At 36.4% G+C, this 19,250-nt stretch carries 16 protein-coding genes, 1 pseudogene and 1 riboswitch; of the genes and pseudogenes, 5 read left to right on the top strand and 12 right to left on the bottom strand.

All coding sequences use genetic code 11. The annotated features are described in order from the left end of the window. Window positions 1-13: 13 nt before the first annotated feature. The 9 genes from ACFCYJ_RS17990 to ACFCYJ_RS18030 all read right to left on the bottom strand — a co-directional run bounded on the left by ACFCYJ_RS17990 (window position 14) and on the right by ACFCYJ_RS18030 (window position 14,928). Entirely contained in the window at window positions 14-1,162 is a 1,149-nt protein-coding gene (locus ACFCYJ_RS17990) for a sensor histidine kinase (protein ID WP_483869460.1), read from the bottom strand. Window positions 1,163-1,301: 139 nt separating this feature from the next. Further along, window positions 1,302-2,333 (bottom strand): Delta(5) desaturase DesA, encoded by a 1,032-nt coding sequence (gene desA / locus ACFCYJ_RS17995; protein WP_376075546.1) that lies wholly within the window; start codon window positions 2,331-2,333, stop codon window positions 1,302-1,304. A gap of 472 nt (window positions 2,334-2,805) precedes the next feature. After that, on the bottom strand, window positions 2,806-3,306 hold the full coding sequence (locus tag ACFCYJ_RS18000) for a GNAT family N-acetyltransferase (RefSeq protein WP_376075620.1): 501 nt from the start codon (window positions 3,304-3,306) through the stop codon (window positions 2,806-2,808). A gap of 74 nt (window positions 3,307-3,380) precedes the next feature. Next, window positions 3,381-6,812, bottom strand: a complete 3,432-nt coding sequence (gene metH, locus ACFCYJ_RS18005) for a methionine synthase (RefSeq protein WP_376075548.1) — start codon at window positions 6,810-6,812, stop codon at window positions 3,381-3,383. Continuing rightward, window positions 6,805-8,652, bottom strand: a complete 1,848-nt coding sequence (locus ACFCYJ_RS18010; protein WP_376075622.1) for a bifunctional homocysteine S-methyltransferase/methylenetetrahydrofolate reductase — start codon at window positions 8,650-8,652, stop codon at window positions 6,805-6,807. Before ACFCYJ_RS18010 ends, metH begins: the two co-directional genes overlap by 8 nt. A gap of 92 nt (window positions 8,653-8,744) precedes the next feature. Next, window positions 8,745-8,844, bottom strand: a riboswitch (SAM riboswitch). A gap of 125 nt (window positions 8,845-8,969) precedes the next feature. Then, window positions 8,970-10,358 carry a protoporphyrinogen oxidase gene (locus ACFCYJ_RS18015; RefSeq protein ID WP_376075549.1) on the bottom strand — a complete coding sequence of 463 codons (1,389 nt, stop codon included), beginning with the start codon at window positions 10,356-10,358 and terminating at the stop codon, window positions 8,970-8,972. Window positions 10,359-10,623: 265 nt separating this feature from the next. Further along, window positions 10,624-11,913 carry a protoglobin domain-containing protein gene (locus ACFCYJ_RS18020; protein ID WP_376075551.1) on the bottom strand — a complete coding sequence of 430 codons (1,290 nt, stop codon included), beginning with the start codon at window positions 11,911-11,913 and terminating at the stop codon, window positions 10,624-10,626. Between the two features lie 619 nt (window positions 11,914-12,532). Beyond that, the gene (locus ACFCYJ_RS18025; protein WP_376075553.1) at window positions 12,533-13,819 is read right to left on the bottom strand and encodes an SEL1-like repeat protein; all 1,287 of its coding nucleotides are present in this window, start codon (window positions 13,817-13,819) and stop codon (window positions 12,533-12,535) included. Between the two features lie 95 nt (window positions 13,820-13,914). Further along, complete coding sequence (locus tag ACFCYJ_RS18030) at window positions 13,915-14,928, bottom strand: YdcF family protein (protein ID WP_376075555.1); 1,014 nt, start codon at window positions 14,926-14,928, stop codon at window positions 13,915-13,917. A gap of 300 nt (window positions 14,929-15,228) precedes the next feature. Between ACFCYJ_RS18030 and ACFCYJ_RS18035 the strand changes: the two genes are divergently transcribed. The 3 genes from ACFCYJ_RS18035 (at window position 15,229) to ACFCYJ_RS18045 (ending at window position 16,313) form a co-directional block, all read left to right on the top strand. Next, window positions 15,229-15,687 carry a hypothetical protein gene (locus ACFCYJ_RS18035; RefSeq protein WP_376075556.1) on the top strand — a complete coding sequence of 153 codons (459 nt, stop codon included), beginning with the start codon at window positions 15,229-15,231 and terminating at the stop codon, window positions 15,685-15,687. Next, window positions 15,675-15,962, top strand: coding sequence for a DUF2653 family protein (locus tag ACFCYJ_RS18040; RefSeq protein ID WP_370082988.1), 288 nt, complete (start codon window positions 15,675-15,677; stop codon window positions 15,960-15,962). Before ACFCYJ_RS18035 ends, ACFCYJ_RS18040 begins: the two co-directional genes overlap by 13 nt. A 168-nt stretch (window positions 15,963-16,130) precedes the next feature. Next, window positions 16,131-16,313, top strand: a complete 183-nt coding sequence (locus tag ACFCYJ_RS18045; RefSeq protein WP_376075558.1) for a hypothetical protein — start codon at window positions 16,131-16,133, stop codon at window positions 16,311-16,313. On the opposite strand, the pseudogene ACFCYJ_RS18050 reads toward ACFCYJ_RS18045, so the two are convergent. Together ACFCYJ_RS18050 and ACFCYJ_RS18055 are read right to left on the bottom strand one after the other, a co-directional pair. Then, a pseudogene (locus ACFCYJ_RS18050) lies at window positions 16,279-16,506 on the bottom strand (AAA family ATPase); the annotation flags it as partial. The gene ACFCYJ_RS18045 and the pseudogene ACFCYJ_RS18050 sit on opposite strands and share 35 nt — an antisense overlap. A gap of 604 nt (window positions 16,507-17,110) precedes the next feature. Further along, entirely contained in the window at window positions 17,111-17,479 is a 369-nt protein-coding gene (locus ACFCYJ_RS18055) for a matrixin family metalloprotease (protein ID WP_376075624.1), read from the bottom strand. A gap of 74 nt (window positions 17,480-17,553) precedes the next feature. Between ACFCYJ_RS18055 and ACFCYJ_RS18060 the strand changes: the two genes are divergently transcribed. After that, a complete protein-coding gene (locus ACFCYJ_RS18060) occupies window positions 17,554-17,898 on the top strand; it encodes a hypothetical protein (RefSeq protein ID WP_376075560.1) in 345 nt (114 codons plus the stop codon). Window positions 17,899-18,056: 158 nt separating this feature from the next. Further along, complete coding sequence (locus ACFCYJ_RS18065) at window positions 18,057-18,746, top strand: Pr6Pr family membrane protein (protein ID WP_376075562.1); 690 nt, start codon at window positions 18,057-18,059, stop codon at window positions 18,744-18,746. Between the two features lie 139 nt (window positions 18,747-18,885). Here the strand turns inward: ACFCYJ_RS18065 and ACFCYJ_RS18070 are convergent, their stop codons facing one another. Beyond that, window positions 18,886-19,077 (bottom strand): transposase, encoded by a 192-nt coding sequence (locus tag ACFCYJ_RS18070; RefSeq protein ID WP_376075626.1) that lies wholly within the window; start codon window positions 19,075-19,077, stop codon window positions 18,886-18,888. Window positions 19,078-19,250 lie beyond the last annotated feature (173 nt).

Below are 19,250 nucleotides of genomic sequence, written 5' to 3' on the forward strand. Positions count from 1 at the left end.
ACAGTCCTCATTTCTATATGTTCTTCAGATTTTCTTTGACCTTCTGATGCGTAATCGCAACTGGAATCGACACTGTTAATGTAGTGCCCTCTTCACTTTCGATTTTAAAAGAACCGTTTATAAACTCTAACCGTTCTCGCATTCCCTTTAATCCGTTTCCGGTTTTCAAAGCTTGCTTTTTGGTGATTCCTTGCCCATTATCACGAACGATTAAATATACTTCCTTAAAATTTTGATGGAAGGCGATTTCGCATTTTGTAGCACCACTATGCTTAACGACATTATTGACTGCCTCTTTTAAGCACATGGATAATACATTTTCTACAAGCGGCGGAACTTGTAATGTATCTTTATCACCATCAAATACAAACTCCATTTCAGCGGCCTTTAATATTTGAGCAATACGCATAAGTTCGTCCTCAAACCTAGCCGTTCTCATACCCGATACTAATTCTCGCACCTCTTTTAATGCGATACTCGCCGTTTGACGAATATCCTTAATTTCTGTTAGAGCCTGCTGTGGATCACGTTCAATTAATCTTGAAGCTAAGTCACTTTTTAAGCCGATCATCGACAACTTTTGACCGAGAGTATCATGTAAATCCCGAGCAATACGTTGGCGTTCTTCAAAAACAATTAACTCCGCTATTCGTTCATTAGCCGTCTCAAGCTGACCTTCTAAATTTTCACGTTTATTTTTTGAATAAATCGTTAGCGGGAGAAGTACAACCGCTAAAATCGTTAAAACAACAAATGGTAATTGTGATAAAAATAAGTTTAGCTCAACGAAGAAGCCAACACCTGTAGAAATAACCGTAAAACCAATATGTAGACCATATATAATATAGAAGCCAACCGGTTTACGAATATTCCCAATGAAGAAAGCTGTGAAAATTGATAAATACACATAGCCATATAATATGGTCATAACGATATTAATGACCATTTCAAAGCTAATCCACATATAAACAAGACCGTTTTTCGAATTCATGGAAAACCGATAGAAAATAAAATATAGCATTAAAAATGTAATACCCATTGATATTTCTATATAAGATGATTTTCTAAAAATGAAGAAAAACGGTAGGAAACAGAAAATAATCCACAAATATACACTGAGCATTGGACTATTTGGAATAATACTTTGCCATTTCCTCAACATAATCTCACGCTCTTTCCTACTTTTCCCTCATTATAACAAGAAAATTTATTTTATGCCTGCACATGGTTTTTACTGCGCTTGTTGTACAATGTTTACGTAAAACAGCCATCCCATAGAAGAGATGGCTGAAAAAATTCTACTAAGCAGCTAAACTGCCTCTTGCTTTTCGTTTGATGATTTCATTAACTTCTTTAAAGGTTATAAACTTGCCTTGATCTTCATCATATAACTTGTAGCGTAATGATTCTAGGCTTGTACGTAACGTAATAGTCGTTGCAGTGTGTAATGGCGGTATGTCATTATGCGCCTTTTCAAGATTATAGTTCGGTACACGTGGGGCTAAATGATGTACATGGTGGAAACCAATATTGCCTGTAACCCATTGTAATAGCTTTGGTAATTTATAATACGAGCTACCTTCAACAGCAGCCTTTACAAAATCCCACTCTGAGTCATGCTCAAAATAAGAATCTTCATACGTATGTTGGATAAAAAATAACCAAATGCCTAGAGAAGCAGCAACAAACAATGTTACTACATGCACTAATAAAAATGCTTGCCACCCCATAAAGTAAATTAAGGCAACACAGATTCCCGCGATGACTACATTTGTTAAATAAGTGTTAAAACGTTCTTTCTGTTTAGCGTCATTTCGATTACGACGGTTTAAAATTAACACCATAAACAGTGGTCCTAAGCCAAACATGACGAATGGATTACGGTAAAAACGATACCATAAACGTTGTCCTTTAGATGCTTGTATAAATTCTTCCACTGTCATCATATCAATATCACCGATACCACGCTTATCTAAGTTCGAGCTAGTTGCGTGGTGAATTGTATGTTCACGTTTCCATTTTTCATATGGGAATGATGTTAACACCCCAGTTACAAAACCAACCCAGTCGTTTGCTTTTTTACTTTTGAAAAATGAACCGTGTGTACAATCATGGAAAATAATAAAAGTTCGTACGACAAATCCAGCAGAAATTACACTTAACCCAGCTGTTAACCATGGTGAAACATCCACTAACATATAGCCAGCTACCCATAGAGCTATTAAAGGTATAATCGTATTCACCATTTGAAAAATACTTTTAGCTGTGTCAGACTTTGCAAATGGTGCTACGTCTTGGCGCAGTTTTTTTGTTTTTTCTTTATCTGTTGCCATTATTTTTACTCCCTCGTTTCATTTTTTCTTATGACCTCATCATAAAACAAGAGTACAATCATGCAACAGAAGCAAACATCATAAAAAGGGTATGACATTTGTCATACCCTTTTATCTTTTCGTCAAAAGAATCAATAAACAAAGGTTGATTTTCACTCCGAGTTGGCGCTTTCCGCGGGCTTGGCTTCAATCTCCTCGTCACTTGTTCCTGCGGGGCTTTCAGCGCAAGCTAATCCCGCAGGAGTCGCCACTCTCCGTGAAAAATCAACAACTCCTCATCATTAACATAAGTAGACAAGCTAATCCATATAACTATTTATTAAAATATCATAAAAATCCACTATAGAGGAAAATAATACTTTTCGATACTCCTCTCAAAATGCTGCATGTCGGGGTCAATTATTATTCAGCTTTATGCAAATAAACTAGAGTTTGCCCTCAGTATGAAAGAATATGACATGTCATATCCTTTCTATTCTTTTGGTCCGGTTAACTGTAGCTGATAAAATACAAGATCTAGCCACTGTCCAAATTTATATCCTGCATTCTTTATTGTACCCACGTATTCAAAGCCTAGTTTTTCATGTACTTTAATGCTTCCGATGTTTTCATCATCAATGCCCGCTACGAGTGTTTTCACATCTCGCTCTTTAGCAATTTGAATAAGCTCATGCATTAATTGTATAGCGATGCCCTTTTGATAATGATCCTTATGCACATATACAGAATGCTCCATTGTGTGCTTATAGCCTGGATATGGACGGAACTGACTATATGTTGCAAAGCCGGCTACTGTGTCATTTACATCAAAGACTAGCAGTGGATTTCCGATTGTTTGCTGCTCCGTGAACCATTGTCTTTTTTCTTCTAACGATTGTGTTTCATATCGATAAACGGCTTTGCTCGTTAAAATAATGTCATTGTAAATATCTAAAACACCAGGTAAATCTTTCTCTTCCATCAATCGAATCATCATGCTCACGTCCTACTTCAATTATGCCAAGGCTTTAACCTCATTACATAAAGTTATACCACTTTTTTCTAGCATTACACATTAAAATATCGAGCATCTGGATGTGCAAAGACAATTGCTGAAACAGAAGCTTCCGGCTCCATCATAAAGCCTTCCGTTAATTGAACACCAATGTCCTCTGGTTTTAATAAGCCAAACAATTTCTCTTGATCCTCCAAGTTCGGACATGCTGGATAGCCGAATGAGAAGCGCTGTCCTTGATATTTTGCTGCGAAACGATCACGCATTGTAAAATCTGTTGCATCTGGGAAGCCCCATTGATCACGAATTTCTTGGTGCATACGCTCTGCAAAGCCTTCTGCAAGCTCAAGGGCTGTAGATTGTAATGCATGACTTTCAAGGAATTTCCCTTCCTCTTTTAGCTGACGAGCCTTCGTCATAACCCCTTGGCCAGCTGTTACCACCATTAAGGCAATATAGTCCATTTCACCGCTTTCAACTGTTTTCAGGAAATCTGCAAGACATAAAAACGGTTCAACTTGTTGACGTGGGAAGGTAAATCGTTCAATTTCTGTTTTGCTATCTGCTGGATCATAAACGACTACATCATCCCCATCGGCTTGTGCAGGGAAAAACTGATACATACCTGATGGTTTCAATAGGTCCCTTTGTAAATAATCGTCGACTAAATCCTTTAACTCCGTTGCTCTTGCATCGCCAGCATCAAGTAATTGCTGTACTTGACCTTTTAAGCCTAGGTGATGTCCTAGTAATGTCCGCATATTAACATATGGATATAAATGCGAAACAGCATATTCTCTCTTTACATGGCGTCGCACATCTGCTGGTAGAAAGACAGACGCTTCCTTTATTGTACGTACAGGCTTTATTGTTACTTCTTTAATAGGGCGAGCCGCTCTTTTTTCGTCTGCCTCTAAGCGTTTTTCACGAGATTCCTTAATTTCAGCTAAGAAATCTGCACGTGTATCTGTCCCCATTAATCGATTTGCCTGCTCTAATCCTTGCATCGCATCCTTTGAATAAATGACAGGTCCATTATATTCGCCGGCGATTTTTGTTTCCGTAAAGCGACGGGATAATGCCGCTCCCCCTACTAAAATAGGTACGTCAATACCTGCTTCCTTGAAATCTTGAGCTGTAATAACCATTTGTTGTGCTGACTTTACAAGTAAGCCTGAAAGCCCGATGAAATCTGGCTTTTCCTTGCGAATCGCTTCTATTAATTGGGAAGGTGTTACTTTGATGCCAAGATCAATCACCCTATAGCCATTATTACTTAAAATAATATCAACAAGGTTTTTCCCAATATCATGCACATCGCCTTTTACAGTTGCAAGAACCATCTTCCCCTTGCCAGCACTCTCTTCATCTTTCTCCATAAATTGCTCTAAATGTGCTACTGCTGCTTTCATAACCCCTGCTGATTGTAATACCTCCGCTACGATGAGCTGATTATCGTTAAATAAGCGGCCAACCTCTGCCATTCCATCCATTAAAGGTCCATTAATAATAGCAAGCGGTGTTTCAAAAATTTCACGAGCAGCCTCTAAATCCTCAATAAGCCCTTCCTTTGTACCTTCTAAAATATAGTAAGCTAAGCGACCTTCTACTGTTTTCGGAATATCTTCCTCTGTTTTTTCCTTCTTTTTATCGCGATAGAAATCCGTGAAGACGGCTAATGTCTCATCATTTGTATGAAAGAGTAAATCATTTGCTAGCTTAATCTCTGCCTCATGAATAGATGCATAACGTTCTAGCTTCTCCGTATTCACAATTGCATAATCTAAACCAGCCTGTGTACAGTGATATAAATACACGGCATTCAATACTTCACGACCTACTGGTGGTAATCCGAATGAAATATTACTTACACCAAGCACCGTTAATGAACGTGGCATTTTCTCCTTAATAAGGCGAATACCTTCTACTGTTTCAAGTGCCGAGCCAATATATTGCTCATCTCCTGTACCTACTGGGAACATTAATGGGTCAAAGATAATATCTTCGGGAGCAATACCCCATTTTTCTGTTAACAATTTATAAGAACGCTCAGCAATCTCTAGCTTGCGATGTCGATCAACCGCCATGCCTTGCTCATCAATTGTCCCCACTACTAAAGAGGCCCCATATTTTTTCACTAGCGGTAAAACTGCGTCAAAACGCTCCTCGCCATCCTCTAAGTTAATAGAATTAATGATGGCTTTCCCTTGAGAAAACTTAAGTGCTTCCTCAATTACTTTTTCATCTGTCGAGTCAATCACAAGAGGTACTTTTACTTTTTTTACAACTTCCTGCATAAAGCCACGAATATCCGCTAGTTCATCGCGATCAGGATTTGCTAAACAAATATCAATAACATGTGCTCCATTTTTCACCTGGGCACGTGCGATTTCTGCTGCTTCCTCAAACTTCCCATCAATAATTAAATTTTTAAACTTACGAGAGCCGATGACATTTGTCCGTTCTCCAATAAATAATGGACGCATAGAATCGTCATACACTAATGGCTCTATGCCTGATACTACATGACCATGTGTTGCATCTGGTAATTGGCGAGGCTTTTCGTACTTTAGCACCTCTCGAATAGCAGCAATATGTGCTGGCGTTGTACCACAGCATCCTCCAACTATATTCAGCCAACCCTTTTCTGCAAAGCCTTTTAGCTTCTGTGACAGCGATTCAGGTGACTCATGATAGCAGCCTTCCTCGTCAGGTAAGCCTGCATTCGGATAACAGCTAATATAGCCTGTTGAAAGCTCTGCTAGTGAACGGATATGATCAGTCATAAACTCTGGTCCAGTCGCACAGTTTAAGCCCACTGACAATGGTTTAATATGCTCAATAGAAATGTAAAAAGCATCAATTGTTTGACCAGCCAGTGTCGTTCCCATGGGTTCAATTGTTCCCGATATCATCACAGGTAGCTCTTTTCCCGTTGCTTCAAAGGCACGAGATACCCCCAATGTTCCTGCCTTAACATTTAGCATATCCTGACTAGTTTCTAGCAACAGAACGTCCGCCCCGGCTTCGATTAATGCCTTTGCCTGAACATAGAAGTTTTCCTCTAACTCATCAAATGTAATACCACCTGTAACCGACAAGGTTTTTGTAGTTGGTCCCATAGCCCCCGCTACAAAACGTGGCCAATCGGATGTTGAAAACTCATCCACTACTTTGCGTGCAATTTCTACAGCGCGTTTATTAATCTCTTCTGCTTTCGCACCAAGATCATATTCATTTAATACAAGTGGAGTACTTCCAAATGTATTTGTACAAATAATATCTGCTCCAGCCTCTAAATATTTTCCATGAATTTTTTCCAGCACATCTGGTCTAGTTAGCACGAGATTTTCATTACAGCCATCATATTCCTCGCCGCCAAAATCCTCTGCCGATAAATTTTCATTTTGTAGCATTGTTCCCATTGCGCCATCAAGAATTAAAATTCGTTTCTCTAGTTGTTCTTCAATCAAGTGCTTAGCCATTTATACTTACCCCTTTTTTCTGTTCATCCAATTGCTCAATAAATTTCATTAATTCTAGTGTCATATCGTAGCGTAAAAATGGTGTGATGAGGTAAATACCATTGAAATATTCCGTTGCTACTTCTACTAATTCCTTGGCAATTGCAATTCCTTCTAGTGTTGCGCGTTCCTTATCATCGCCACAAGCCTTCATACGGGCTAACGCTTCATCCGATAGTTTGATACCTGGCACTTCATGATGTAAGAACTCCGCACTTTTATAGCTCGTTACTGGCATAATGCCTATATAAATTGGTGTTTCTAAATGCTTTGTCGCCTCGTAAATTTCCACGATTTTTTCCTTTGAATAAACAGGCTGTGAAATAAAATAATCTGCCCCATATTCAATTTTCTTTTCTAATCGAGAGACAGCGCGATCGAGCACACGTACGTTAGGATTAAAGGCAGCCGCCACAGAGAAATTCGCCTTTTTACGAAGTGGTTTCCCTGAAAACGATACACCTTCATTTAACTGTTTTATTAATTGAATGAGCTCCATTGAAGAGACGTCATAAACGCTAGTAGCCCCTGGGAAATCACCTACCTTTGTCGGATCTCCAGTCACTGCTAAAATATCATGAATTCCTAGTGCATTTAATCCCATTAAATGTGATTGAAGACCAATTAAATTACGATCTCGGCATGTTATATGGGTTAACGGGCGTACCCCATGCGTTTCTTTCAGTAAGGCTCCCATTGCGACATTACTAATCCTTGGTGAAGCAAGTGAATTATCTGCCATCATGACTACATCCGCGCCAGCCTCATATAATTTTTTTGCCCCTTCAATAAAGCCTTCGATTTCTAAATGTCTTGGTGTATCTAACTCTACAATAATCGAGCGTTCACGCTTTACTTTTACATGTAATGGCTCATAATTTGCTGGCTCTGCCTCACGGACAACCTCTACTTTTTCTGGCTTTGCATACTTTTTCTCGACCGGGGATAGCTCCTCTAAGTATTTTTTCGCTGCAGCAATATGCTTTGGTGTCGTACCACAGCAGCCACCAATTAAACGTACCCCCTGATCACGAAGCTCTACAGCTGCTCGACCAAAATAATCTGCCTCCGACTCATATACGACACGGCCATCCTCCAAATCAAGGAGAGAGGCGTTCGGATATGCTGACATAAATGCCTTTTTAGGAAGCTCTACTCCTTCGAATGCTTGTATAGTATGGTGAGGACCTAAGCGACAGTTAACACCAACGATATCAGCACCTAGCGCTTCAAGTTTATGTAAGGCGTTATTTAAGCTCATTCCATTTTGCAAAATTCCGGGTTCGTGCATAGAAACTTGAGCAATAATCGGTAATTTCGTTTTAGCTCGTAGCATTGTTAAAGTCGCTGTTAGCTCTTCAAAATCATAATACGTTTCAAGTAAAAGACCATCTGGATTTCCAGCAAGTAAAACAGTTGCCTGCTCATCAACTGTTGCTAAAATTCCCTCTAACGTTGCGTCACTTTTACGAATACCACGGATTCCCCCAATAGTACCTAAGACAAATTGTCCACCATCTGCCGCTGCTCGTTTTGCAATCGTTATAGCAGCTTCATTAAACTGCTGCACACGAGATTCTAATCCATAACGGGCTAATTTTATGGCATTAGCTCCGTAAGTGTTCGTTTGAATAATATCTGCACCAGCTGCTATATATTCTCTATGAATCTTTTCAATTAATTCAGGTCTCTGTACATTCATTTCCTCATGGCAGTACTCCAAGCCATAGCCATATAAAACTGTACCAATTGCACCATCTGCTGTAAGAACATGCGTTTTTAACCTTTCAAGCAATCCCATAAAACTAGCCTCTCTTCCCTTTTCTTTAAAATAAAAAAAGCCTTCTTTCATAAAAAAAGAAGGCTTTTACGTCGTTTCGTAATTGTTTTTCCTTCTCATCTTCGACACAACGGTCTTCTGGATTTAGCACCTGACAATAAGTTGGTTGCTGAAGCTTCATAGGGCCAGTCCCTCAGCTTCTCTTGATAAGAATGTAGTATGAATTTTTTAAATAATTAAAAGAATCATATCGTTTACGAACGATTGAGTCAAGACTATTTCACAGAACAGAGGATAATTTTTACGAAAAACATTGTATTTTGATTTAATTCAGACAATTACGATAGTTTTCCAGCAAGTTCCTCACCAATTTTTTTACCATTTTGAATACATGCACCTATGCCTACTCCAAAATAAGAGCATCCCGCTATTGATAAATTTGGATAGTTTTCCTCAAGCTCTTGTACAAGACCTTGCAACGCTTCACGATGTGCCAAGTCGTACTTCGGCATTTGGTCAATCCATTTTGTCACGTCAACAATAGTTGGCGTTTCCTCAATCCCCAAGCTTTTTCTTACATCCTCTAGGGCAACAGTTGCTAACTCTTCATCTGTCATCACACGTAATCTCTCATACTCAGGGTTAATGCTCTTATAAAAAAGTCGTACAAGTAATTTTCCTTCTGCTGAGGTGTGTTTCCACTTGCGACTTGTCCACGTTGCTGCATTACAAATAACATCCGAATTATGTGACACAATATAGCCTGTTCCATCTGCTGGTAATCTATTATCGGGTACATCAAATCCTAAGTAAATCGTAATGGCGGATGCAGTATTGAATCGTTCAAAATAGCAGTTCAAAGATTCATCCTGCAATAAACTTTGTACCGCTTCATTTGGCAGTGCCATTACAACATGATTTGCTTCAATCATTTTTCCGTTTGCTAATGTAACAGTGTATTGATTCTCCTGCTTTTTAACACTTGTAGTGGCAATCCCTTTTATAATTTCTACATCCGTTAATGTTTCTTCAAGTCGATCTATTAGTGAAGATAACCCATTTCTAAATGAAATAAATTTCTTATTGGCGGCTTTCACAAATTGTTCCCTGTTTGCATCGAAACCTTTAATAATACTACCGTAATCGTTTTTGTAATCGATTAAATACGGTAAAGTGGAAGCAATGGAAAGCTGATTTAAATCTCCTGAATATACACCTGCAAGTACGGGCGCTATTTGGTTTTGAACAAGCTCCTCACCTAAATAGTATGTTAAAAATTCCCCGATAGAGCTTTCTTTTGTAAACACTTCATTTGGCATGGTTAAATCTTTTAATGCTTCTTTTTTACCTTTCGCTGATACAAGCGTGCTTTCCTCAAGAGATTGTAAGCTCATAGGAATACCGAACGTTGAGTCTGCAGGGATGGCATGTAACTCATTATTCATGTATATATACGAAATACCCGTTTCGTTATACACAAGATTTTGTTCAAAATTAAGTTCTTTTACTAACTCCATGACACCTTTATGACGCGCTACAATAGAATCTGCTCCTGTTTCCATAATGAAGCCTTGTTCATATGCAGAGTGAAGCTTGCCACCAAGGTATGTATTCTTTTCAACGAGTACAAGCTTTACATTTAAGTTTTTCTCCTGAACTTGGCGTTGTAGATAATGCATCGTACACAATCCCGTAATTCCGCCACCTAATACAACAACTGTTTTCATATTAACCGCCCCTATTTTTAGTTCTTTATTTCAGTATAAACTTTTTTTATCAAAAATTACGTTAAACCCTTTACAAATTTAGCAAAAATGGAGCTATCCAGGCATTGGATAGCTCCATTTTTTTCTATGTTCAGTTAGCATATATTAAATTTAACAGCACATATTCGATACCTAGCTGATATTATATATTAAGAGTTGATATAGTGTTATTTATACACTACAATGTGAAGCACCTTATTGTCTTTGTCTCTTGCTTCTCACTTCACTAATTTAAATTTTGTGCAAAGCTAGCTAGTTCTTCAGCAGAATTTTTTACTTCATTAAAGGCAATACCTAATTCACTTAGTACTTCTACTATTGCTTGTACTTCTTTTTCCATCTGACCATTTTGTTCTTTGGCTTCGGTCATAGCTTCCAATATGTTAGTAAATTGTCCTTCCGTTTGAACCATATTTTCCTCACCGGAAGCTACCTCTTCTTGAATATTACTTAGCGAATGAACAAGATTAACTGTCCGCTCATTCGTTTTATGTAGTAACGTGGCAACCGATGTGACAGATTCCTTTGTTTGAATCGATAGTTTTCTCACTTCATCTGCAACAACACTAAAGCCTTTACCCGCTTCTCCAGCACGAGCCGCTTCTATTGCCGCATTTAAAGCCAACAAGTTCGTTTGATTAGCAATATTTGTCACAACATTCATAATCGATTCCATTTCTTTTGACATATCTGCCAACTGTGTAATATTTTCCGCTATATCGTCAAGTGAGTAAATAATATTACTCATATTTTGCGATTGGTTCTTTAATTGTTCACGACCTTCTAATGCCTGACTCTCAGCCATAGTCGACACTTGAAGTGATTTTTTTGCTAGTTGTTTAATTTCATCTGATTGTTCACTTAAGCGATGAAACGAGTTGTTCGTTTCTTGTGATATTGTGGCAAGACATTCCGAAGACTCTACAATCTTTTTCTCTATTACTTCTTTTCTACGTTCTATTTTTTCATGAAGTTGATCAATGGTATGTTCAAACGCCTCTAAAACTAACTGTTGCTCAAAATTAGATATTTTTGAGATAGCCCTAATTGTATTGAGTTGATCCATTGGATGATGAACATGTTCTTCAACTAAGTCAATAAATGATGCTGTTAAATCTTGAAAAGCACAAATATACCATTGTGTTTTAAGCCCGATATGGACATGTACTTTAGCAATTTTAACGCGCCTTTGATAAAAATCATCATCAATCGTACCATTAAACATTTCAATAATATGACGTCGTAAAGTAATTTTCAGCCTCTCTACAGAACTATGTTTATTAATAATATCTACTAGAGTACGTTCAGTTACAATCATTTCATAAAATCGATTAACTATGTTATCAATATTGCCTTCTACAAAAGGTTGAAAGGCTTTTAAATATTGTAAATCCCGTTTTGTCAATTTAAGCAAATCAATTTGCTTTTTTATTAAATGGCGATTCGTTATATCCATTTTTACAATGTATTGCTCTAAATCTAACGCCGTTGTCTTTCTCTGTTTTTGAAAAATCACACATTTACCCTCTTTCATGCCGTGTACTTTTAAAAGCTGAGAAAAATTTAATTCCATTCACCAATAATATAAAAAAAGCATCACCATAACGTAGAGTTGATTTCCATTCCCTCTGGACGCATCCTGAAGAATTGTCATCCCTAACTTTTAGTGAGAACCCCCTCAGGATATTAAATCCATATACATTACTTATGACTCTTTCTTCTGTTACGGGTTATAATCAACTGAAAATGGTAACCTTATAATTAGCTATTGCTACTAACTACCTTTCAAAATCCCTCATATACATTATACATTTTATAAATAGCTGTCAATTTTCACATATGCATTTTTTACCATAAATTGAACGAAAAGTACCTATTACCTTTCTTATTAATCAAAGCAGAAAAAAAGCTACCACAATACTTTTGGGTAGCCAATTGTCATCATCTCTGTTTTTTTTTGCTTATTTTTTCCTTGTTTTAGTTTGAGGTAATACCACTTTATTATATTGATATTTTTACAACTAGTTACACCTGATAAGATATACCTAATAAATACCCCAAAACAAAACTTAATACCTATATACAAAAAGGTGATAATTGAATCTAAAAACCTATTATTTTTTAATAAAAAATACTTAGATTCCTTTCAATTGTTCCAGTAAAATTGCAGCCTCTTCCACTCCAGCATCTGCTGCAAGTCCATACCATTTTATAGCCTCTTTAATATTTCTAGTTATTCCTTCCCCTTTATTGTATATGTGCCCTAGTTGTAATTTTGCTTCCGAATCACCTTGAAGGGCGGCCTGTTTAAACCAATGAATTCCTTTTTCAATATTCCGTATACCCGTTAACCCTTGACTCCAAATAAAGCCCAAATCATAAAAGGCATCGACATGATATTGCTTTGCTGCTCTTTCATACCAATATAATCCACGGTTCACATCTTTAGGTTGCCCTAACCGACCCTCTAGATAGATCCCTCCAAGCCTATACTGTGCCTCAACATAGCCTACTTCAGCAGATTTTTTATAATAGCTACATGCTTGCTCCTCGTCTTTGTCGACTCCTAGTCCCTGCTCGTAAATTATTCCGAGTGTAAACATGGCCTCAGCCACACCTTGTTGTGCGGCAAAGTCGAACCACTTCTTCGCAAGTACCAAATTTTCTGGTACTCCCTCTCCGTTAAAATACATATCCGCCAAATTATTCGCGGCATCTGGATGCCCTTGCTTTGCTGCAGCCTCATACAACGAAAAAGCCTTATTATAGCTTTCTTGTACGCCTATACCTTCAAAATAAAAATTACCAAGTGCATATTGTGCATCGGCATTACCTTGTGATGCTGCTAACTCAAACCACTTCACTGACTTTTCTGGTTGGAAGTATGAGCCGTCAATTGCACTATAATATTCACCAAGTTGAAATTGTGCATCCGCGTCCTGTTCCTCGATGGCATCTTTGTATAAATCAATGATTACCTCATGATCTAGATCTTCTTCGTCAAATGCTTCAACCTGCTCATTTTGATGAATAAAATACCATTCCAATATATCAAGTACATCATCAACAACTTCAACGCAATTAGCTAACTTCTCCAGTGAAGAAATTTGCCAAATGAAAATATAGATAGGGAGTGGAATTGCTTCACGCAATAAATCATCATATTCAGCTAAAAGCGTTAGCACATTCTCCTGTACTGACTGTGTCTGTTCTGGATGTATAATTTGTAAATGTCGTTGTTGTTTTTTTTTCAATAGTCCCTGCACAACTTGATATACTATTTTGTGCAAGGCTGCTAACTGTACTTCTTTGACTGTTATCAAATCAATGTTTTGCGCAAAACATGTATCTTGTGTTTGCGCGAGCTTTTGTAGGGATCCTATTCGCTCTTTATTTTTTTTTGCTAAAAATTGCCCATACATTCGTTTCCCTCCTCGCACACTACTATCAATTCGCCTTGGCGTAATTGCGTCAAATGCGCCTTGCCACTATTATATGGAAGACAGTTCTAAATTGGTTACACATATGCTCTCAATATTAATCCAATAAACAATGTAATAAACAAAAAGACAGTGACATGAATCCATTTATACATTTCTAATAAACCAATAAATTCACGAGTAAACGCATTAGGTACATAATAAAAGGCTGTCTTTGAACCAACACCTTGTGCATCAAGCTTCGCCTTTTTGGCATAAATACTTGCACGAAAAACGTGAAAATTATTCGTTACGAATAAGGAGCGATATTTTTTCCCTTGAGCATGCTTATCCATAATTTCTTTAGAGAATGCCATATTCTGTTCAGTATTCGTCGATTGATCTTCCATAAATACTTTTTGAGACGGTATTTGATGTTCATCAACTATATATTTTTTCATGGCATATGCTTCTGATACTTCTTCATCACTTCCCTGTCCACCTGAGACGATAATGTAAGGTCGTTCATCATATTTTTGAAACTGCTTTACTGCCTCATCTAAACGGCTAGCTAAAAGCGGTGGTACTTTATCTCCGATTAGCCCTGACCCTAACACAATAATATAGCTAGGCTCATAAAGGATAGGCGTAAAATGATATAGAGTAGCGTAGGCCATTATACTTGTATATAAAAACATTGTATAACCAAAAACCAAGAACCCATAGAAGAAAAGAATATGCCAAATATCATTTTCGATATTCATAAAAATCACAAATACATACCAAATCATCATGATAAAAAAACTCAAACCAAAAACAGCCAACAATAAATTTCGTACTTTACGTCCTTCTTTTTCAAGTAAAACTTTACTATTAAAAAACGTAGCTATCGATAAAATAAACATAATACTCGGGAAACTTCCAAGTATTATGACTATCCCCATCTTCGACATGATCCCTTGCTCATTCGGGAGAAATACAGGATGACTAAGTATTGTGCTTAAAATAAACAGCCCTAAAAGACCAAGAACTACTGCATTGAAAAAACGTCTTTTTTCTGTTATATAAAGCATTAAAAAAATTAAAGTTAATAGTAATAATGTTGAAATCATCGTTTCACTCCTTTCTTTTTATATACCCTTTTTAAGGCTTATCCTCTTAACGCGGGGTTGATTTCCGTTCCGACTGGGTGCGGCGTCCAACTCTATTACAATTAACGATATACGTGGCATGCGTTATAAGTAATGCTTGTCCAACATTTGGTAGGTTAGCACTGTCACTACTTGTTCAAATTTGTGGATATACCTAAATTGATGGAAGCGTTTATTTTATTTTTCGTGATGGTTCATGTAAAATTACTATTAAGATTAGTTTATGACAAAACTAAAAATTATATTGGAGGAATGTAAGTAATGAAAAAAATTCTTGCCGCTCTTTTTGCAGCGACACTTATGTTTGCATCTGTAGGTGCAACATTGTTCATCTCAGATACACCAACTGCAGAAGCTAAATCCTATAAGTCCGGTAAAAAAGGCTTCTCGAACAATAATAATAATAGCTCAAATTTCCAAAAATCTCAGGATAAATCTAAAGACCAAAATAATACAACAACAAATAAAAGCACAAACAAAACGGATTCAACAGCTAAGAAAGGCGGCTTCTTCTCAGGCGGCCTTATGAAAGGCTTAATGCTTGGTGGCTTAGCTGGTTTATTATTCGGAGGTCTTTTCGGTGGTATGGGTATGCTTGGTAATATTTTAGGCTTATTAATTAACGTTGCAGCCATCATGGTTATCATAATGCTAGTTGTAAAAATTGTTAATATGTTTAAAGATAAAAAACGTAAAGAGGAAGCACAATGGCACAAATAATTAATGAGCAAGATATTATTAATGCAATTTGCTTATCTCAGGCCTACTATAAAAACATTCGCCCTGAGGATGTACTTGTAGAACTAACATACGATGATGACACAGGCTTCGGTGCAGAAGTTGAAACTAATGGTCAAATCGAGATATTCGATACAGCAGCAATGATTGGCGCACTACGTGTATGGATTAAAGATGTCCTACATGGTGATCCATTTTCAACAGGCATCGAACTCGTCCTAGATGATGAAGAAGGCATTATTGCTAGACTATCGTAAATAAGTAAAGAATGAGGCTGGGACATAACTAGCTTCAAACAAAAAAAGTGAAATTGAGTGCGCTCAATTAATATGGTACCTGTAGTTAGGACACTTGAAAAGGAGTGTTTTATCTACAGGTATTTTTTTATATACTTGAAATTCAAGATACAGGGATAAGGGAACAATATGAGTAAGATAACATTTTCAACGAAAGAGATAAAAATTCTTCAAAAGAATCCTAATGTACAACGTGTTTGCGAAAGAGCTATTACATATACTGACGCCTTTAAAAATAAATTTATGGATGAGTCTATGCCTGGTAAACTTCCTCTTCAATCGAATCTTGGAAAATCCTTTTTCCATTATTAATGATCCCTATTTGTGTGGCCATTTGATCTATTTCACTTAACAAATGACTGGATACAAGGACACTCATACCAGACTTAGGTAATTCTTTAATCAACTCTCTGATTTCTTGGATACTAGAAGGGTCTAATCCATTAGTTAGCTCATCTAAAATTAATAAATCTGAATTACTAAGTAGGACAACAGCAATACCGAGAAAAAAATCGGCTTTCTTTATGTCGAAATTTGCTTAGCGTATGTTTTTCGCTTTTTGTTGGTAGGACCCCCTATAGAAGTGATTATCAATGAATTCCTGAGTTCAAAGGAAATTCAAAGTAAAATTGGTGGAAAACGATATAAAATTATCATTAGAGGCAAAGATAAACAAAAAATAAATAGAATGTGTTATGTGTTAATTTTGAGGATGATTTAAATTTAAAAAAGCCGATGTTTTTTAAAGTGTATCCTTTGTAAAGGGTACACTTTAGGGATCATCGGCTTTTATTTTTATTGGCAAGCGTGCATGGAAAGGTTGTATTATAAACTAACTATGTTTTCTCCCATATCCCAATTCTCCACAAATTTCTCGTAATGACAAGTAACGATATAATCAGAATTGGAAACAAGAGCTTTGATATCGCCATTTACTTCATAATCAGGAGAAAATTCAACCTCGTAAGTCTTGGAATTAGCTGATTGAACTTTCTTTCTGTTATAAACTGTGACTTTGAAAGAATTAAAAAGATGACACTGAGAGCAATACATGACGTTAAGATTGGTATTAATTTACCTGTTGATTTTTTAACCCAATAATAATCCTCCTAAAATGGATATTTAGTATTTATTCCTTTAATATCATCTGTTTGTAGAATATAAGTTATTGTTCTGTCTCTGGATGAGTTCATAACCGCATTAACTGGTGGCTTTTCATGACTGAGACCAAGACCATGTCCTAATTCATGGCCTGCTGTACTTCTACGGATAGTAGCATTACTTACAATTTTCAGGTTACCAATATTGATTGTGACATTAAAATAGAGCGAAGAACCATTAAGAGCGAAAGTTGTACCATAAAGAGGTGGATCATCTACATTTTGAGTTCCAACTAAATTTGGTGAAGTAATGTTTTTATGTTTAAAAACTCCATCATGGATGCCTTTTTGAATATCCTTATCTGTAGAGCATCTAATTGTAAATCAAGATTTTGAATGTCTGTTGAAACACGAGCATATCCTATGTTGTAGATTTATATGGAGAGGGTTCAATGTCTATCCAAGGCATAAGTAGTTTCTTAAATCGAATTAGTAAAGGTATAAATGTATCTACAGGAAGCGTATATAGCTTTTTACAGGATTTTGGTAGAAAAGCAGAGACATACATAGCATCCATAAGTAAAGAACTATTGAATTCACAGGTTCTTTATACAGATGCCATAGTAGTAAGAAACGACGGAAAGAATGCATACATAAGAAATCAAAGTACAGAAGATGCAGTAATGTATATGGCTATGAAGAAGAAGGATATTGATAGACTGAAAGAAGTGGATGTTCTTAATAAATATGCAGGGAAACTGGTGCATGACCCCAACTATAGACTGGTCTATTTATAGTTTTTATTTAATCATTAAGGCTGAATAGTAACAATTAATCTAAAAATCCAAATAAATCCAAACGAAGGTAATGGTAAATATTTGACAAAACTTTGATAAAAAGATATAATTAAAAAATTTAAGATGAAATAATAGTAATATAAATTAGGAGGAATCGTATGATACGTAATAGAGTTATAGCATTATTATTTAGAATTGGTAGCCTTATTTTTGTATTATATGGTCTATTATCACGTCTGGGCATCCTATCGGGCAATATGAATTTTAAGACATTTATGTACTATACTATCCAAAGTAATTTTTTAGCACTGATCTTGTTTAGTATACTTACTATACGTACAGTTAAGGGATTGATAAATGATGGTAAGACGGGAAGTGCTAGCTATTTTCCACGCTTTGAAATGATATGTGTAATTGATTTACTTTTAACACTTATCGTTTATTGGGTGCTTCTTGCTCCTACTACCTTTACAATGGGTGGAAGTTTTTATCTTTGGAAATTTGATAATCTTGCAGTACATTTGATTACACCTATTCTTTGCCTTGTGGATTATTTTCTATTTACAGAATCTAATCATTTAAAATACCGAGATGTATATTATGTTTTGATATACCCGCTCTCATATGTGGCATTTGCTTCTATCGCAGGTCTAATGGGATATGTGTACAGTATATCGTCAATTGATGGGAAACCAGTACATTATGCTTACTTTTTCTTTGACTATGACAGAATAGGAGCAAAATCCGTTGTCTACATCGGTGGCCTTATATTATTTTTCTTGGTACTTAGCCATATTATGTATTTGTTTGACAAGAAAGTTTATAAACCTTTAGTTGTAAGCAAATAATGTTATCCATTGCAATGATCTTTTGGTTGGTGATTATGTTTTTGTAGTGATTACATCATAACTATAAAAAAAGGTCATTGCTTTTTTATTGGGTTCTTTCACATCTAGTGTGGGTGAACTTAATTCCGACGAATAGAAGTTACGTTGCAGGAGAGAATATAAACTCTCCTGCTTTCTTCTTCAGACTTAGATCATTGCTGATGATCATAATTCTTATCTTAAAATGATAGAATGATCGATACCCAAATGCAATCCCTTTTATCACTTTAATTAAATTGTTTTTCCCTTCTAATCCACCATTCGTATAAGAATATTGAAAGGTATGCTTTATGAATGCTCATATTCTCTTAATGTGGAAAGTGAAGTTTTCATATAGGAGGTAGCGTCAGGAAAATGCGAATTTACAACGCTAAGCCCATTTTCAAGATGATTCCCCCATTTTTAACAACGTTAAGAAAGTTTCAATGGTCTTAAAGAATCTAACGAGATCATTTTCTCTGTTTC

This window comes from Lysinibacillus sp. NPDC056232 (genome assembly GCF_042267565.1).
Lineage (GTDB): Bacteria > Bacillota > Bacilli > Bacillales_A > Planococcaceae > Lysinibacillus.

Excerpts from the sequence above, each read along its gene's own strand:
- ACFCYJ_RS17990 (WP_483869460.1), bottom strand. The coding sequence starts at position 1,162 with ATGTTGAGGAAATGGCAAAGTATTATTCCAAATAGTCCAATGCTCAGT.
- desA (WP_376075546.1), bottom strand. The coding sequence starts at position 2,333 with ATGGCAACAGATAAAGAAAAAACAAAAAAACTGCGCCAAGACGTAGCA.
- ACFCYJ_RS18000 (WP_376075620.1), bottom strand. The coding sequence starts at position 3,306 with ATGATTCGATTGATGGAAGAGAAAGATTTACCTGGTGTTTTAGATATT.
- metH (WP_376075548.1), bottom strand. The coding sequence starts at position 6,812 with ATGGCTAAGCACTTGATTGAAGAACAACTAGAGAAACGAATTTTAATT.
- ACFCYJ_RS18010 (WP_376075622.1), bottom strand. The coding sequence starts at position 8,652 with ATGGGATTGCTTGAAAGGTTAAAAACGCATGTTCTTACAGCAGATGGT.
- ACFCYJ_RS18015 (WP_376075549.1), bottom strand. The coding sequence starts at position 10,358 with ATGAAAACAGTTGTTGTATTAGGTGGCGGAATTACGGGATTGTGTACG.
- ACFCYJ_RS18025 (WP_376075553.1), bottom strand. The coding sequence starts at position 13,819 with ATGTATGGGCAATTTTTAGCAAAAAAAAATAAAGAGCGAATAGGATCC.
- ACFCYJ_RS18030 (WP_376075555.1), bottom strand. The coding sequence starts at position 14,928 with ATGATTTCAACATTATTACTATTAACTTTAATTTTTTTAATGCTTTAT.
- ACFCYJ_RS18035 (WP_376075556.1), top strand. The coding sequence starts at position 15,229 with ATGAAAAAAATTCTTGCCGCTCTTTTTGCAGCGACACTTATGTTTGCA.
- ACFCYJ_RS18040 (WP_370082988.1), top strand. The coding sequence starts at position 15,675 with ATGGCACAAATAATTAATGAGCAAGATATTATTAATGCAATTTGCTTA.
- ACFCYJ_RS18045 (WP_376075558.1), top strand. The coding sequence starts at position 16,131 with ATGAGTAAGATAACATTTTCAACGAAAGAGATAAAAATTCTTCAAAAG.
- ACFCYJ_RS18060 (WP_376075560.1), top strand. The coding sequence starts at position 17,554 with ATGTCTATCCAAGGCATAAGTAGTTTCTTAAATCGAATTAGTAAAGGT.
- ACFCYJ_RS18065 (WP_376075562.1), top strand. The coding sequence starts at position 18,057 with ATGATACGTAATAGAGTTATAGCATTATTATTTAGAATTGGTAGCCTT.